We start from the raw sequence: 15,612 nt of genomic DNA on the forward strand, positions 1-15,612 counted from the left end.
TTCCTATTAACTTGCGGTTTACCATGTGACGCTGACGGGCGTCCCTATGGATACTCGTTGATAGAGATCGGCCACGTCTTGATTGAACATGCGGATGCAGCCGTGGGACACCGACTGGCCAATGGACCAGGGCGCATCGGTGCCGTGAATGCGGTAGAGGCTCTTGCCGAGATACATCGCCCGCACCCCCAGCGGATTGCGGGGATGCCCTCCCGGGACATAGGCCGGCAGGTCGGGGTTTTCCCGGCGCATTTCAGCCGTCGGCGTCCATCCGGGGTTCACGCGCTTTTCGCTGACATAGGTTTCGCCAGACCATCGCGCGTCGCCCTTGGGGGCCGCGATCGGATAGCTGATGGCTCTCCCGCCCGGCAGGATATAGTAGAGCCGGGCCTGGCCGAACTGGACGAAGATGGTTCCGGGCTTGTAGCCGGGGGGCACGGACACCAGATGGCGCCCCACCACTTGGGGCTGCGGCGGCGCGGGCGACAGGATCGAATCGAACAGCCCCGCCGAGACTTGGGTGGCCGGCAAGGCGGCGAGCGCCGCCGCAAGCCCAACGGCGGCCGGAAATTCGAGGATACGCATCACAAAACCTCGTTACGCTTCTTTGCAGGAAGCGTGGGGTGATTCTGGTTAGCGAAATCCAAACGGACGTGCCCGTGCGGGAAAGTGCCCGGCCGGTCAGTCTGGGCGCGTGCCGGTGACGATGTGGACATGGGCGTCCATATGCACGGCCCCATCAGTTTCGTGCTGCGCATAGCGCTGGGTCAGGCGTCGGCGTACGTCGGCACTGACGGCTGCGTCGGCCTCGGCGAGCAGGTCGCCGAGTGAGAAGGCGCTGAATGCGAAGTCCACGGCAGCCTCCGGCGGGACTCCGCCCCCAAGAGGGATCGTGCCGCGCCAATCGCGGACTTCGAGGTCGCGCAAGCCGGCGGCCTTTAGAAGACCCAATAGCTTTTCCCCGCCTGCATAGCGAAACGGCCCAGGCGCGTCGGGGTCCGGTTCCGGCACCTCCATGACTTGGACTACGGCCTCGCGCAGGCTCGTCATCCAGGGGTTTTGCGGCGGCGGGCCCCAGACGGCGAAGGCAATCCGACCGCCGGGTGCGAGCCAGGACGAAAGGTTTGAGAAAGCAGCCTCAGGGTCGTCGAAAAACATGATGCCGAAGCGCGAGACCAGCCGGTCATACGGGCCGGCGGGCGCAGGCGCGCGCTCCCCGTTGGCGATGTGAAAGGCGATGTCGCCCGTTTCGGTCGCGGCGCGGGTTCGTGCCTTCTCGACAAGGGCGGGTGAGATATCGATCCCGTGCACGCTGCTTCCTGCGGGCGCGTTGCGCAGGATTTTCAGCGTGGTGCCCCCGCCGCCGCAGCCGATCTCCGCGATCCGGAGGGGCCGATCCAGCTGAAGCGCATCGATCAGCGGCGCATCGACAGGATCCAGCGTGGCCTCCATGGCGCTGAGCTGATCGCACCATTTCTGCCCGCGTTCGTTGGCCCAATCTTCCGCCGAAACGGTCTGTGCCGGGGGCTGGGGCTGGATCTGGCTCATGGGCAACGTCTTCCTTCTCTTAGCGATGCGCCCTCTAGATGACCGCACGGACGCGAGGACGCAAGCGCGGCATTTGCGCCGGCTGGACCTCAATTAGGAGCCGCCACCCAACCTCCTTCCTTGACTCATCCCCGACTCGGGAGTAAGAACAAAACAGGAACGAGAGTGGAGTGTCAGTAATGCGTAACAACGTTCCAGACGGCGATCTTAGTGCCCTCGTTCCGCCGGCTGACGTTGAAGAAAGAGCAGGCGGTCACACGGGAAGGGTCCTGATTGAGCGGCTACGGGCATCCATCCGAGCACTCGAACAGGTTCCCGTCTCCTTAAGCATCCCCCCCGCGCCGGGTGCGGCCCCTTCCCGTCCCGCCTGCTCTTTGACGCCTTCTTCTTCTGCCTCCAACACAGCGAATGCCGCTTCGCACAGCCCTTTGAGCACGCTGCACCAAGCAGGGCTGCACGAGATCAAGCCCCATGCCTATCGCGACACGCCGGCGGGGCTGGGGCTTGCCCTGTCCGTGATTGCCGACATCCAAAAGCAAGGTCCGGGAGCGGTGCTGTGGTGCATGACGCAACGGCACGCCCAGGAATGGGGACGCCCTTACGGACCTGGCCTCCTCAAGGCTGGCCTCGACCCGGCGCGCGTCCTTATCGTCGAGACACACACCGCGGACGAAGCCGCCTGGGCTCTGGAAGAAGGGCTGAAAAGCGCCTCCCTGATCGCAGGCCTGGCCCAAACCGAGATCAAGACGCAGCTCACCGCCCGGCGTCTGGGGCTCGCCGCCCGCGCCGCCGGCACGCCATGCTTCCTCCTCACCGGTCATGGCGAGGCGAAGATCCCCGGCACGCTCACGCGCTGGCGGATCGCCACGGAGGCCAGCGCCCATATCCCTTTCGATACCGGCGCCGGCTTCGGCGGAGGCGCCCATTTCGGCGAAGGTACTCCTGGCCCCGCCTGCTGGCGCCTCTCCCTCGAACGCAGCCGGGCCAGTGCTCAACGAGAGGGAGTCGGCTTTCATGTGGAGGCCGAACATGACGGCCCGCATGAGCCGGATGGTCTGCGTGTGGTTCCCGCATCTTCCGATCGAGCGGCTGACCCGGGAACGCTTGCGCGCGGGTCACGCACCGCCACCGGCTAAGGCGCCCTTCGCGCTTGTCGGCAGCGACACGCATGGGCTCACGCTCACGGCCCTCAACATCCCCTGCCGGCAGGAGGGATTGACCCCCGGCATGCGGCTGGCCGATGCCCGCGCCATCTGCCCCGCGCTCCTCACTGAGCCCAATGCGCCGGATAAGGATGCGGCCTTTCTGGAATCCCTCGCCCGCTGGGCCTCCCGCTACAGCCCGTCCCTCAACGTGGACGGCACTGACTGCCTTTGGCTCGACGTGACCGGCGTCGCGCATCTTTTCGGCGGCGAGTCCGAACTGCTTGCCGATCTCAAAGACCGTCTTGCCAGGCTGGGCTTCCGCGCGCGGTTTGGCTGCGCCGGAACGCTCGGGGGCGCCTCGGCGCTGGCGCATTTCGCACGGCGCAGCCCCGCCCTCGCCGTACCCGACACCCTGCCGGACACGCTCGCGCCTTTCCCCGTCGAGGCCTTGCGCCTCGAGCCTAATACAGTCCTCCTCTTGCGGCGGCTGGGACTGAAACGCATCGGCCAGCTTTACGGCCTGCCACGCGCCAGCCTCGAACGGCGCTTTCATTCGAAGGACGCCGCCGAAAGCGTCCTGCGCCGCCTCGACGAGGCGCTGGGACGGAGGAACGAAACGCACGCACCGCTTCTGCCCGCACCCGATTACGTGGCGCGCCTCTCCTTTGCCGAGCCGCTCATCTCCCATGACGGGGTCCTGGCCGGTCTTGAACGTCTGGCGGCCGAGCTCTGCGGCATGCTCGCGCGCGCACGAGCCGGCGCCCGGCGCGTGGTGTTGTGGGCCGCACGCACGGACGGCTCCTCCGTCGCGCTTGAAGCCGGCTTGAGCGCGCCATCGGCGACGGCGGCGCACCTGGTGCGCCTTCTCAAGGAGAAGCTCGACACGATCGACATGGGATTCGGCGTCGACCTCATGACCTTCGCGGCGCTCGCCGTCGACGATCTGTCCCCGGAGCAAACTGCTCTCAGCGCGACCGACCGCAAGCCCGGCCCCGAAAAACTCATCGACGCGCTTGCCAGTCGTTTGGGCGCCCGCACCGTGCGCCGCCTGTTCCCGCAACAAAGCCACATCCCCGAGCTTGCGCAAACGGCGCGCAGCGCCTTCGCAAAGCTGCCGGCCTGGACCGGCGACGCCCGCAACACTTCTTTGGAGAAGCCGCCGCGCCCGCCCCTTCTGCTCGCGACACCGGAAAGTGTGACCGTGATGGCGGAAGTCCCCGAAGGACCGCCGCTCCGCTTCACTTGGCGGCGCGTCAGCCGCCGCGTCGTCAAGGCGGAAGGGCCTGAGCGCATCGCGCCCGAATGGTGGCGCGTCCTCGACGGCAGCCCGGCGCAGCGCACACGCGATTACTACCGCATCGAGGACGAAGATGGCTGCCGTTACTGGGTCTTCCGCGAGGGGCTTTACCAGGAACGGGATGAGGCGCGCGATGGCGATCCCCCGCGCTGGTTCCTGCATGGGGTGTTCCCATGACTGGTCATCCCATGACGGCTCTTGCCGAACCCCGTTACGCCGAACTCGACGTCACCACGAACTTCACCTTTCTACGCGGCGGTTCCCATGGCGAAGAGCTTGTGGCGCAAGCGGCGGCGCTCGGCCATACGGCCATAGCGGTGGCGGACGCCAATACGCTTGCCGGCGTGGTACGGGCGCATATCGCGGCGAAAGAGGCCGGCATCCAGTTCATCGTCGGTGCGCGGTTGATTTTGCAGGATGCGCCGTCCCTTCTCGCTTATCCCACGGACCGCGCGGCCTATGGCCGGCTCTGCCGCCTGCTGACACGCGGGCAGCGCCGCGCCGAGAAAGGGGAATGTCTTCTCGTGCTCGACGACGTGGCGGAACACGCGGATGGGCTGATCTTCATCGCGCTGCCTTCTTCATCGTCATCGCCCGGCTTGACCGGGCGATCCAGTAACCACCGTCCTATCGATTGCGAAGATCAGGGGTTAGTGGATGCCCGCTTTCGCGGGCATGACAGCACTTTCGAAGCGCAACTCATGCGTATCAAAGAAGCACTGCCCTTCCGCACGCCGCTCTATCTCGCCGCTCATCACGGCTATCGCGGCGATGACCGCATACGGATCGAAAGGACCGCGCGCCTCGCCGAGAGCACGCGCATCCCGCTCATCGCCACTGGCGGCGTGCTGTATCACACGCCGGAGCGCCGACCGCTCCAGGACGTGCTCACCTGCATCCGCGAAAAATGTTCGCTTGGAGAGGCAGGCTTTCGTCTCGAGGCCAATGCGGAGCGGCATTTGAAGGCGCCCGCCGAGATGGCGCGGCTCTTCAAAGGCTACGAAGAGGCGCTGGAGCGCACGGTCGAGATCGCGAACGCATGCCGCTTCTCCCTCGATGAGTTGAAATACGAATACCCGGACGAACCGGTTCCCGAAGGCAAGACCCCGCAAGGACATCTGGAGGAGCTGGCGTGGGAGGGCGCCGCCTGGCGCTTTCCGGATGGCATCCCGGACAAAGTCCGCGACACGATCGAAAAAGAACTCGTGCTCATCGAGGAGCTCAACTACGCGCCTTACTTTTTGACCGTCTACGACATCGTCCATTACGCGCGCAGCCTCGGCATTCTCTGCCAAGGGCGCGGCTCAGCCGCCAATTCCGCTGTGTGCTATTGCCTGGCCATCACCAATGTCGATCCCACCGAGATCGATCTTCTGTTCGAGCGCTTCGTCTCGCCTGAACGCCGCGAACCGCCCGATATCGACGTGGACTTCGAGCACGAGCGCCGCGAGGAGGTGATTCAATATATCTATGCGCGCTATGGCCGCGACCGCGCGGGGCTCGCCGCGACCGTCATCTCATATAGAGGCCGCTCCGCCGTGCGCGAGGTGGGCAAGGTGTTGGGGCTTTCCGAAGATACGGTCGCCGCGCTCGCCGGCACGATATGGGGCCTCAGCAATAAGGGACTGCCCGAGAAATATGTACGCGAGGCGGGGCTCGACCCGTCCGATGCGCGCCTCGCGCGCTGCCTGGCGCTGGCCCATGAACTCATCGGCTTTCCCCGGCATCTGTCACAACATGTGGGCGGCTTCGTGCTGACGCGCGGACCTCTGTCCGAGCTTGTGCCCATCGGCAACGCGGCCATGGAAGACCGCACCGTCATCGAATGGGATAAGGACGACCTCGATGCGCTAGGCCTTCTGAAGGTCGATGTGCTCGGCCTCGGCATGCTCACCTGCATCCGCAAGGCCTTCGCGCTTCTCAAGGAGCACTACGGCGTAGACCTCACGCTCGGCACCGTGCCGCGCGAAGACCCAAAAGTATACGATATGCTCTGCCGCGCCGATTCCATCGGCGTGTTCCAGGTGGAGAGCCGCGCGCAGATGAACATGCTGCCGCGCCTGAAGCCCCGCTGCTTCTACGACCTCGTTATCGAAGTCGCCATCGTCCGGCCCGGTCCGATTCAGGGCGACATGGTGCATCCTTATTTGCGCCGCCGCTCCGGCGAGGAGAAGGTCGCGTTTCCCTCGCCTCATCCCGATCACGGGCCGCCAGACGAGCTGCATCAAGTACTCGGCAAGACCATGGGCGTGCCGCTGTTCCAGGAACAGGCAATGCGCCTTGCCATGGTGGCCGCGAAATTCAGCGGCGACGAAGCGAACGAGCTGCGCCGCGCCATGGCGACCTTCCGGCGGCGCGGCACGATCGGCACGCTTCAGGACAAGATGGTCGGCCGCATGACCGCACGCGGCTATCCGCAAGACTTCGCCGAACGCTGCTTCAACCAGATCAAGGGCTTCGGCGATTACGGCTTTCCCGAAAGCCACGCGGCGAGCTTCGCCCATCTCGTCTATGTGTCGTCCTGGCTCAAATGCCATTACCCGGACGTGTTCGCCTGCGCGCTGTTGAACTCCCAGCCCATGGGTTTCTACGCCCCGGCCCAGATCGTGCGCTGTGCCCGCGAACATGGCGTCGAAGCGCGCCCGCCCGACATCAATCACAGCCATTGGGACTGTACGCTGGAGGCGGGTACCGGCAAGTTCCAAGCTTTGCGGTTGGGGCTCCGCCAGATCGACGGGTTTCGCGAGGCCGATGCCGATCAGGCCGTCATCAGACGAGATCGTCCCTATGCCGACATACAAGACGTTTGGCGCCGCAGCGGTCTTGGCCGCGCCGGCATTGAACGGCTCGCATCCGCCGATGCGTTCCGCTCGCTCGGGCTCGACCGGCGGCAGGCACTATGGGCCGTGCGCGGGCTCCCGAAGGAAATTGCCCTGCCGCTGTTCGAACATGCGCAGGCCACGGAAATGGGCCGCGAGCCGGAGGTCGCACTCCCGGCCATGCCTCTGCCCGAGCATGTGGTGAATGATTACCGCACGCTGCGGCTCTCGCTCAAAGCTCACCCGATGTCGTTCCTGCGCGCGCAAGTTACGGCCGCCCGCATCGTCTCATGCGGCGCGGTCAAGGCGATGAAGGACGGCACGCGGGTCAGCGTCGGCGGCGTGATCCTGGTGCGCCAGCGTCCCGGCTCCGCCTCCGGCGTGGTGTTCATGACCATCGAAGACGAAACCGGCGTCGCCAACGCGGTGATCTGGCCCTCGGTGTTGGAGCGCATGCGCAAAGTGGTCATGGGCGCACGGCTCGTGGTGATCCATGGCCGGATCCAGCGGCACGAAGACATTATTCATGTCGTCGCGGAGCACCTCGAAGATAAAAATGACTGGCTGGACCGCCTGTCCGAAGACGACGAACTCGAGGCGACGCTGGCGAACGCGGACGAGATACGCCGGCCCGATCCCGGGTCCTGGCGCTCGTCGCAACCCAAGCCCGGCCTCCTGCCGCCGCTTGCCGCCGCCGACCACGTTAAACGCCCAGAGACCAGCGAGCCGCGCCGCAAGGGCGAGGACCGACACCCGCGTTGGCATCCCCGCTGTCACCCGCGCGACACCCGCATCATTCCGAAATCCCGCGACTTTCATTGAGAGCATGTCCATAAAAGGTGAACACCGGTTTTCAAGCCGGACATGCGACAAAGCAAAAGGACAAAGCTAACGGACGCGTGACTAGCGAGAGCCGCGAAAGTAGATATGCTGCGCCCATGCTGCACCCGAAAAGACTCGCGTATCGCGTTCTCGCCGCCCTCGCGGCGATTTTCTTTCTGAGCGTCCCGGCCCACGCCCTCGACCTGCCCGAGGGCGAGAGCGGTCTTGCGCAGAAACCGCTCGTCACAGCCAAGAAGCACATGATCGTCGCGGCGCACCCGCTTGCCAGCGAGGCGGGGCTCGAGATGCTGCGCAAAGGCGGCGCGGCCATCGACGCGGGCATCGCCACGCAGATGGTGCTGACCCTGGTCGAGCCGCAATCGTCGGGCATCGGCGGGGGCGCTTTCATTCTGTACTGGGACGCCGCGCAAGAAACGCTGACCAGCTATGACGGGCGCGAGACGGCGCCCGCCAGCGCGACGCCCGAGCTTTTCCTCGACGCAGCCGGCCAGCCCCTGCCCCGGCCCGTCGCCATGCATAGCGGACGCTCCGTCGGTGTGCCCGGCGCGCTGGCGGTGCTCAAGCTCGTGCACGACGAATACGGCAAACTGCCTTGGGCGGAGCTGTTCCAGCCCGCCATGAAGCTCGCCCGCGACGGCTTTCCGGTCTCCGCCCGGCTCTCCAAGTTGCTGGGCGAGGCCGACATCAACACATTCGACGCCGCCGCCCGCGCCTACTTCTTTGATGCGAACGGCAAACCCCATCCGCCTGGAACCATCCTGAAGAACGAAGCACTGGCGCAGACCCTCGAGACCATCGCCAACGAGGGGATCAACGCGTTTTACAAAGGACCCATCGCGGCCGACATCGCGAAGACGGTCCAAAGCGATCAGCGCGGTGCAGGCACGCTAAGCGAAAGCGACTTCCAAGCTTATCGCCCCAAGAAACGCGAACCCGTCTGCGTGCCTTATCGCGGCTCGTCCGTCTGCGGCATGGGACCGCCCTCGTCAGGCGCGGTCGCCGTGGGGCAAACGCTCCGACTGATCAAGCCGTTCGATCTGGGGACAAAACCGATGGGCGTACAGGCCACACATGCCATCCTTGAAGCACAGCGGCTCGCTTTCGCGGACCGGGCGCGCTATCTGGCCGATCCAGACTTCGTGGACGTGCCGCTCGCGGGTTTGCTCGACAAAAATTATCTGGCAGAGCGTCGTACATTGATCGATCCCGAGCGCGCCGCCCAAACTGTCACCCATGGCACGCCGCCGAACATTTCCAGCAATTTCGGACGCGACGCCACCGAGGAGAAGGGCGGCACAAGCCATGTGTCCGTCGTAGACGACAGCGGCGATGCTTTTTCGATGACCACCAGCATCGAGACCGCCTTCGGCGCCCGCAGCATGGTGCGCGGTTTCCTCCTCAACAATCAGCTGACGGACTTTTCTTTTCTACCCAAGGACGAGGACGGCATGGAGATTGCCAACCGGGTCGAGCCGGGAAAGCGGCCGCGCAGTTCCATGGATCCAACCATGATCTTCGGCCCCGATGGCGGTCTCGACTACGTGTTGGGGTCGCCCGGCGGCCCGGCGATCATTATCTTCAACCTCAAAGCCATTATCGCGATGATGGATTGGGGCCTGGATCCTGCTGAGGCGGCCGCACTTATCAATTTCGGGGGCTCGCCGTGGGGCGTCCTCCTCGAAACCGGTACCGAATGGAATGAGCTGGCAAGCGCGCTGACGGACAAGGGCCATCCGGTGAAGCGCATTCCCATGACCAGCGGGCTGCATATCATCGCGGTGACGCCCGGCGGCCTCGAAGGCGGCGCCGATCCGCGCCGCGATGGTGTCGCACTCGGCGATTGAATACTTGGTATCGGCGTGCGTGACGGCTATGCCTCAGTCCGCACGCAAGAGCAGGCAATTCGAAGACAATGACTGGCCCCTATAAAATCGCGATCCGCGGCGCCGGAGTCACTGGACTTTGGCAGGCGCTGACTCTCGCGCGCCGGGGGCACAGCATCATCGTGGTGGAACAATCCACAGAGCCGTTCACCGATGCCTGCAGTCCCTGGGCCGGCGCGATGCTGGCGCCACGCTGCGAAGAAGAAAGCGCGGAGCCCGTGATCCGGGAACTGGGCATGCGCGGCATTCAATTGTGGCAGGCCGCCTATCCGGATCTCACATCCGCCGGCAGCCTGGTGGTGGCGCCGGCACGCGACCGCACGCTTCTCGATCGTTTCGAGCGCATGACCGAAGGGGGCAGCCGTCTCGACGCCACGCAGTTGGAAGAGTTGGAGCCGGATCTCATCCCCCGTTTCGACACGGCGTTATTCTATGCCGACGAGGCCCATCTTAATCCGGAAGCCGCATTGCACTTCCTTCTGAACGAGGTTCGGAACGCGGGCGCGGTTGTCCAGTTCGGTACGGGCGAGACCCCTGACGGGGCAGACTTCATCGTCGACTGCCGGGGCCTTGGCGCGCAGGACATGCTGCCCACCCTGCGGGGCGTCCGCGGCGAGCGGATCGTAGTCCGCTCCCCCGACATCGCCTTCGAGCGGTCCATTCGCCTCCTCCATCCCCGTTTTCCGCTCTACCTCGTGCCCTGGGGCGAGGACGAGACCGGCGCGAACCGGTTCATGCTCGGCGCGACCTCGATCGAACGCGAAGATGGAGGGCCCGTGACCCTGCGGTCGACTTTGGAGCTTCTCAGCGCCGCCTATGTGCTCGATCCCGCCTTCGGCGAAGCCGAGATTCTCAGCCTCGGCGCGGGCGTCCGGCCGGCATTTCCCGACAACCGGCCTAGGATTATCACGAGTTCGGGCTATATCTTTGTAAATGGGCTCTACCGGCACGGCTTCTTGCTCGCGCCGGTCATGGCTGAAATGGTGGCGCACTACTTGGAAACCGGCGTCACCCACCCGGAGGTCTTCATTGCAGATTTTGGTCAACGGTGAGCATTTCACGACCGACGCAAACAGCCTCGACGAACTTTGCAAGACGCTCGGTTTCGCCGATGCGAAGATAGCGACCGCGGTCAATGGCAGCTTCGTCGCCGCCACGGCCCGCGCGCGCACCCAGCTTGCCGAAGCCGACGAAATTGAGATCGTCGCGCCAAGACAGGGCGGGTAAGGCAGAGCGGCCGAGACAGGCCGCCAAAGGCATGATCGCTGATGCTTGAACTTTACGGCACGAAGTTTTCCTCGCGCATGCTGCTGGGCACGGCGGGCTATGCCTCGCCCGATTTGTTGCGCCAGGCCGTCGAAGCTTCGGGCGCCGAGATCGTCACCGTGTCTCTCAGACGGGAATCCGCGCGGGCCAAGACCGGCCAAGGCTTCTGGGGGCTGATCGAAGAGCTCGGGCGCCGGGTCCTTCCCAATACGGCTGGCTGCCATACGGCGAAGGAGGCGATCACCACTGCCCAGATGGCGCGCGAGCTGTTCGGGACGAATTGGATCAAGCTCGAGGTCATCGCCAACGACGACACGCTGCAGCCCGAAGTGTTCGGTCTCGTGGAGGCCGCCGCCGAACTCAATGCCGACGGATTCGACGTGCTGCCCTACACCACTGAGGATCTAAGCGTGGCCGAACGCCTGGCCGCGGCGGGATGCGAGGTCTTGATGCCGTGGGGGTCGCCGATAGGCTCCGCCCGCGGACTCGCAAACAAGACCGCGCTCAAGACGCTGCGGGCGTATTTTCCCGACACGCCCCTGATCGTCGATGCAGGCCTCGGCGCGCCGTCTCATGCCGCCGAAGTCATGGAAATGGGCTACGACGGCGTTCTTCTGAACACCGCTGTCGCGAAGGCGGGCAACCCCGTGACCATGGCGCGCGGCTTCGCCCGGGCGATCGAGGGCGGCCGGCTTGCCTACGAGGCGGGAATTGTCGAACCGCGCGACATGGCCACACCGTCCACGCCGATCGCGGGAACACCTTTCTTCAAGATCGATAACGCGTCCTGATCCGCAGCGTGCTCCAACTCGACCCGTTCTATCCCATCGTGCCGGACACAGCCTGGCTCAAGCGGCTGCTGCCGGCGGGGCTGAAGTTGGTGCAACTCCGCATCAAGGACGCGCCGGCGGATACGGTGCGGACGGAAATCGGCGAGGCGCTCAGGCTGTGCGCAGACGCAGGCTGCCAGCTTGTGGTGAACGACTATTGGCAAGAGGCGATCGAAGCCGGGGCGGACTTCGTACATCTCGGCCAGGAAGACCTCGCCGACGCCGACGTCAACGCGATCCGCGACGCGGGGATCAAACTCGGCATCAGCACCCATAGCGACGAGGAACTCGCGACCGCCCTTGCCGCCGAGCCCGACTACGTGGCACTCGGGCCTGTCTACCCGACGCTCCTCAAGAAAATGCCGTGGGCGCCGCAAGGGCTCGACCGCGTGGCCGCCTGGAAAGCGCAAGTGCCCTGCCCCCTTGTGGCCATCGGCGGCCTCACGCCCGACCGTGCCCCTGCGGTGTTTGAGGCGGGCGCGGACAGCCTGGCGGTGATCACCGACATCGTGACGCACGAGGCCCCGGAGAAGCGGACCGAGACCTGGGTCGCGGTCACGGAGCCCTGGCGGCGGCGCTAGCCACCGTTCACACGGGCAAGTAGGCAATAGGCCTTGACCTTTGGGTGGGGTCGCCGGAAAAATTGTCACCGAAGTTTCATATTCGCGGGGAATCGATGAGTTACCAGCTTGACCCTGCCTTGCCCATCAGCGAGGCCTTGCGTTCCGTTGCGCTAGACCAGCTGGATGTTGCCCACACATCGCTCGCCTCGACGCCGGATCGCCACAAGGGCGTTCACAGCGCACGGAAGTGCTTCAAGCGGTTGCGCTCGCTCCTTGTCCTGGCCCGGCCCGGCCTGCCCGAACCCCTTTACGCCAATCTGAATGCGCGCGTTGCCCGTATCGGCAAAGGGCTGGCGGCCGCGCGCGACGCGCACGCCCTGTTCGATGCCCTAAACACGTTGGAACGCAACACCGAGCCAGGGCTCGGAGATGGTCCCATCGAGGCGATGCGCGGCTGGCTTCGGGAGCGCCGCAAGGCGGCCGAGCAGAACCTTGAGCAAAACTCCGCGTCGCAATCGCTGGAGATGCTGCTGGAGCTCCGCCCCCGTTTCGCGAGCCTCGTCGTCTACCCCGACAATTTCACGCCCATCTCGAAAGGGCTGCAGCTCAGCTATTACCGCGCCAGGGAGCAGTTCAAATCGGCTTTCCGATCGAAGGATTCGGAACTGATCCACGATTGGCGCAAGAGCGTTCAGCGCCACTGGCGTCACATGCAGTTGCTCACCCCTTGCTGGCCGTCGGAACTCGGCGCGCGAACGGAGGCCGCCCGCGGCCTGTCGCAGACGCTGGGCGATGATCACGACATCGCCAACCTGATGCATCTGGCGACGACGCCGGCTATGGCGTTCGGGAGTCCCGAGGACATTTCGGGTTTTCTGAAACGGTGCAAAATTCGTCTGAAGGAGTTGCGCAAGGACGCGAAGATCCGGGGCGAACGGCTCTTCGTCGAGAAGTCCGCGCCCTTTGCCGGCCGCATCCACGCCTATTGGACCACCGCGGCTGTCGGCGCCCTCAAGCCGGTTGAGCCGGCGCGTCAGGACGACAACGTCATCGCAATCGGGCACGGGAGGCCCGACGTGGAGAACCAGAAAAAGTACGGCGGGCAGAGCTAGAGCTCTACTTCCATACCGTCATAGGAGACGGTCCAACCCGCCGCTTCCACGGCAGCGCGCTCGGGCGAATCCTCCCGGAGGACCGGGTTCGAATTGTTCACGTGGATGAAGATTTTGCGGTCGATCCCGAGCGGTTCCATCAAAGCCAGCGTTCCGTTTGGACCGGACATATTCATATGTCCGATGCGGTCGCCCGTCTTCTGCATGAGACCCTGGTCGATCATCTCGTTGTTCGTGTAGAGCGTCCCATCGAAAAACAACAGCGCCGCGCCCTGAAGCCGCGCCCGCAGAGCATCGTCCAGTCCCGAACAGCCTGGAATGAAAAAGAACGACTTGCCGCTCGCATCCTCGGTTACCTTGAGGCCGAGCGTGTCGCCCTCCTCGGTGCCGAAACTGCCGCCGGTGCCCTTCTCTTCGTCCTCGAGATAGAGCGGTATCTTTCCCGGCACCGTAAAGGCTTCGACCGTCAGCCCGACGGGGCCGTCCGGCCCTTCGACCGCGAAGGACGAGCCTAGCGCCATGGTCTTGCGCGCGACGAGGTCGGGATTGAGAACGTCGAAAATGCTGTTGTCGGCCAGCACATCGAGCACGCGCGCGCTGCCGTAGACCGTCAGCGGCTGGCTCTCGCGCAGACACAGGAGGCCCGCCACCGCGTCCACGTCGCCATTCGTCAGCACGACCGCCTTGATGGGGCTGTTGCGCGGCGGACCGTCGGGATCGGGCTGAAGTTCCGGCGTCTCGTTGATCTGCTGGCGCAAATCCGGCGCCGCGTTCAACAAAACCCATTGCTTGCCATCGGCACTGACCGCCACCGAGGCCTGCGTGCGGGGCCTGACCGTCGGGACACCCGAGCGCGCGGCGGCCGAATTCCGACCGTTGCAGTTCCATTGCGGCAGGCCACCGCCTGCGCCTGCGCCGATAACTTTGATGAACATAGTAGCGCATGCATGGCGTCTACGGGTGTCGCCCGTCAAGCTCATTCTTGACCTTGATCTGCAACGACGCAGAACTTCCGTTGCGCGATCGGAGGATCGCGGAACCCGTCTCGATTGCGCAAGAAAAAGGGGCGTGGCCCGCAGTCCACGCCCCCATACGTCCCTGATTACCGCGTCGGGCTTTCGCGTTTTCTACCCATCCGCGCCAGGGGAGAGACCCGCGTTAGTCCGCCGTGATCACAATGACCTTAAAGTCCTTGTCCAGACGGAAGTCGTACTGACCGTCCTTGCACTTCACGTCCTCAGCCTCGAAGACGCCCGAAGCCTCGGTCTCCTTTTCGAATTCACCGCCTTCGCAGCCCCAAGCCGCGATGACTTCCTTGATCTTGGCAGCTTCATCCGCAGTTGGATCGTCATCGGCGAACGCGGGCGTCGCCACAAAGGCGAGAGCAGCGGCAGCGATCATCAACTTTTTCATATTAAGTCAGCCTTTCTTCCTAGCTAGCGTTTCGTTCGCGACAGATGTCGCGTCGTCTTGCCCGCTCAGGCGTTTCCTGGCTTGGAAGTTACAAGGTCCGACTTGCCAGTGTGAGGCAAAACCGACGGGAAGAATTGGCAAAGATGTCGTCGAAATATACCGTGGGCGCGCGCGAAGGGCTCCGAGGTGCACGCCATCGGCGCGGATACGGAACGGCGAGAGCGAGGCGGCTTGTGCGGAGGCGCTAGCGCCGGCCGAAGAGACCGCGCCGCGTTTCGACGGTGCCCTCGAGCGGATCGACCGGACCGCGATAACCGGGAACGCCGTACTTCGTGTAGTTGCCGAACCGATCGTAATGACGCCGGCCGCCAAAGCCCCAGAACCCCGGGGTGTAGCCGTAGTTGGGCGGAGGCAATGGCGCATTGTACTCGTAGGCGCTCTCGTATCCTTCACGCTCCTTGAAGAAGCGCAAGGAACTCGCCCTCACATAGCCGGGGCCGACGCGGCACCACCCGCTCTTGCAGGATTTGGCGTCGACGACCTGAGAGATCCCGATCAGGCCAAGCACCTTCGCATTGGTGTTCGGTGCAGCGTAGATGCTCTCGGGCCGCTTCGCGGAAGCGGTCGCCGCCTTGGCTTGTCCTGGCAAACTGAACGACACAGCCAGCGAAACCGCAGTGATCGCAAGAAGCGCTGTTGAAAGTCGGGGCACAGCCGTCTCGAGAGCCATCATGTCGACGTTGTCCAGTCCGGCCGCGCAAGAGAAAGACGCGTCGGCCACGGATCGGAGTTTGCCACGCTTCCGACCGGTTTTCGACCCGGGCGCGATTAACCGCGCCGCGTAACCTGATCGCAAGGAGATCGCTTGCCGGGGACCGGACGCCCACAATGAA

14 protein-coding genes are annotated in these 15,612 nt (G+C 64.6%); 9 read left to right on the forward strand and 5 right to left on the reverse strand.

All coding sequences use genetic code 11. The features are described from left to right. Positions 1–18: 18 nt before the first annotated feature. Both GL4_RS15260 and GL4_RS15265 read right to left on the reverse strand, forming a co-directional pair. The gene (locus tag GL4_RS15260; RefSeq protein WP_045368783.1) at positions 19–585 is read right to left on the reverse strand and encodes a L,D-transpeptidase; all 567 of its coding nucleotides are present in this window, start codon (positions 583–585) and stop codon (positions 19–21) included. A 96-nt stretch (positions 586–681) separates the two neighbouring features. Beyond that, positions 682–1,548, reverse strand: coding sequence for a class I SAM-dependent methyltransferase (locus GL4_RS15265; RefSeq protein ID WP_045368784.1), 867 nt, complete (start codon positions 1,546–1,548; stop codon positions 682–684). A gap of 428 nt (positions 1,549–1,976) precedes the next feature. Between GL4_RS15265 and GL4_RS17805 the strand changes: the two genes are divergently transcribed. The 9 genes from GL4_RS17805 (at position 1,977) to GL4_RS16990 (ending at position 13,306) form a co-directional block, all read left to right on the forward strand. Next, entirely contained in the window at positions 1,977–2,684 is a 708-nt protein-coding gene (locus tag GL4_RS17805; RefSeq protein ID WP_045368786.1) for an ImuA family protein, read from the forward strand. Continuing rightward, positions 2,578–4,167: a Y-family DNA polymerase gene (locus GL4_RS15275; protein ID WP_172653383.1), complete on the forward strand. Its 1,590-nt coding sequence runs from the start codon at positions 2,578–2,580 to the stop codon at positions 4,165–4,167. Before GL4_RS17805 ends, GL4_RS15275 begins: the two co-directional genes overlap by 107 nt. After that, positions 4,164–7,631, forward strand: a complete 3,468-nt coding sequence (locus tag GL4_RS15280) for an error-prone DNA polymerase (protein ID WP_244462635.1) — start codon at positions 4,164–4,166, stop codon at positions 7,629–7,631. Before GL4_RS15275 ends, GL4_RS15280 begins: the two co-directional genes overlap by 4 nt. Before the next feature lie 77 nt (positions 7,632–7,708). Next, positions 7,709–9,496 (forward strand): gamma-glutamyltransferase, encoded by a 1,788-nt coding sequence (gene ggt / locus GL4_RS15285; RefSeq protein ID WP_244462636.1) that lies wholly within the window; start codon positions 7,709–7,711, stop codon positions 9,494–9,496. A 68-nt stretch (positions 9,497–9,564) separates the two neighbouring features. After that, a complete protein-coding gene (locus GL4_RS15290; protein WP_045368797.1) occupies positions 9,565–10,587 on the forward strand; it encodes an FAD-dependent oxidoreductase in 1,023 nt (340 codons plus the stop codon). Further along, the gene (gene thiS / locus GL4_RS15295; RefSeq protein ID WP_045368799.1) at positions 10,565–10,762 is read left to right on the forward strand and encodes a sulfur carrier protein ThiS; all 198 of its coding nucleotides are present in this window, start codon (positions 10,565–10,567) and stop codon (positions 10,760–10,762) included. Before GL4_RS15290 ends, thiS begins: the two co-directional genes overlap by 23 nt. A 41-nt stretch (positions 10,763–10,803) precedes the next feature. After that, entirely contained in the window at positions 10,804–11,592 is a 789-nt protein-coding gene (locus GL4_RS15300; RefSeq protein ID WP_045368802.1) for a thiazole synthase, read from the forward strand. A gap of 8 nt (positions 11,593–11,600) precedes the next feature. Beyond that, positions 11,601–12,212 carry a thiamine phosphate synthase gene (locus GL4_RS15305; protein ID WP_045368804.1) on the forward strand — a complete coding sequence of 204 codons (612 nt, stop codon included), beginning with the start codon at positions 11,601–11,603 and terminating at the stop codon, positions 12,210–12,212. A gap of 95 nt (positions 12,213–12,307) precedes the next feature. Next, positions 12,308–13,306: a CHAD domain-containing protein gene (locus GL4_RS16990; RefSeq protein ID WP_052464679.1), complete on the forward strand. Its 999-nt coding sequence runs from the start codon at positions 12,308–12,310 to the stop codon at positions 13,304–13,306. On the opposite strand, the gene pqqB is transcribed toward GL4_RS16990, so the two are convergent. From pqqB to GL4_RS15325, 3 genes are all read right to left on the reverse strand, one after another. Continuing rightward, positions 13,303–14,241, reverse strand: a complete 939-nt coding sequence (pqqB, locus tag GL4_RS15315; RefSeq protein WP_045368807.1) for a pyrroloquinoline quinone biosynthesis protein PqqB — start codon at positions 14,239–14,241, stop codon at positions 13,303–13,305. The genes GL4_RS16990 and pqqB overlap by 4 nt on opposite strands. A gap of 223 nt (positions 14,242–14,464) precedes the next feature. Next, positions 14,465–14,719 carry a hypothetical protein gene (locus tag GL4_RS15320; protein ID WP_045368809.1) on the reverse strand — a complete coding sequence of 85 codons (255 nt, stop codon included), beginning with the start codon at positions 14,717–14,719 and terminating at the stop codon, positions 14,465–14,467. Between the two features lie 244 nt (positions 14,720–14,963). Further along, entirely contained in the window at positions 14,964–15,500 is a 537-nt protein-coding gene (locus tag GL4_RS15325; protein ID WP_045368812.1) for an SH3 domain-containing protein, read from the reverse strand. Positions 15,501–15,612 lie beyond the last annotated feature (112 nt).

This window comes from Methyloceanibacter caenitepidi (assembly GCF_000828475.1).
Classification (GTDB): domain Bacteria; phylum Pseudomonadota; class Alphaproteobacteria; order Rhizobiales; family Methyloligellaceae; genus Methyloceanibacter; species Methyloceanibacter caenitepidi.

What these genes read in the sequence shown, in the direction of transcription:
- GL4_RS15280 (WP_244462635.1), top strand. Translation starts at nt 4,164, where the DNA reads ATGACTGGTCATCCCATGACGGCTCTTGCCGAACCCCGTTACGCCGAA.
- GL4_RS15320 (WP_045368809.1), bottom strand. Translation starts at nt 14,719, where the DNA reads ATGAAAAAGTTGATGATCGCTGCCGCTGCTCTCGCCTTTGTGGCGACG.
- GL4_RS15275 (WP_172653383.1), top strand. Translation starts at nt 2,578, where the DNA reads ATGACGGCCCGCATGAGCCGGATGGTCTGCGTGTGGTTCCCGCATCTT.
- GL4_RS15265 (WP_045368784.1), bottom strand. Translation starts at nt 1,548, where the DNA reads ATGAGCCAGATCCAGCCCCAGCCCCCGGCACAGACCGTTTCGGCGGAA.
- GL4_RS15290 (WP_045368797.1), top strand. Translation starts at nt 9,565, where the DNA reads ATGACTGGCCCCTATAAAATCGCGATCCGCGGCGCCGGAGTCACTGGA.
- pqqB (WP_045368807.1), bottom strand. Translation starts at nt 14,241, where the DNA reads ATGTTCATCAAAGTTATCGGCGCAGGCGCAGGCGGTGGCCTGCCGCAA.
- GL4_RS15260 (WP_045368783.1), bottom strand. Translation starts at nt 585, where the DNA reads ATGCGTATCCTCGAATTTCCGGCCGCCGTTGGGCTTGCGGCGGCGCTC.
- GL4_RS16990 (WP_052464679.1), top strand. Translation starts at nt 12,308, where the DNA reads ATGAGTTACCAGCTTGACCCTGCCTTGCCCATCAGCGAGGCCTTGCGT.
- GL4_RS15300 (WP_045368802.1), top strand. Translation starts at nt 10,804, where the DNA reads ATGCTTGAACTTTACGGCACGAAGTTTTCCTCGCGCATGCTGCTGGGC.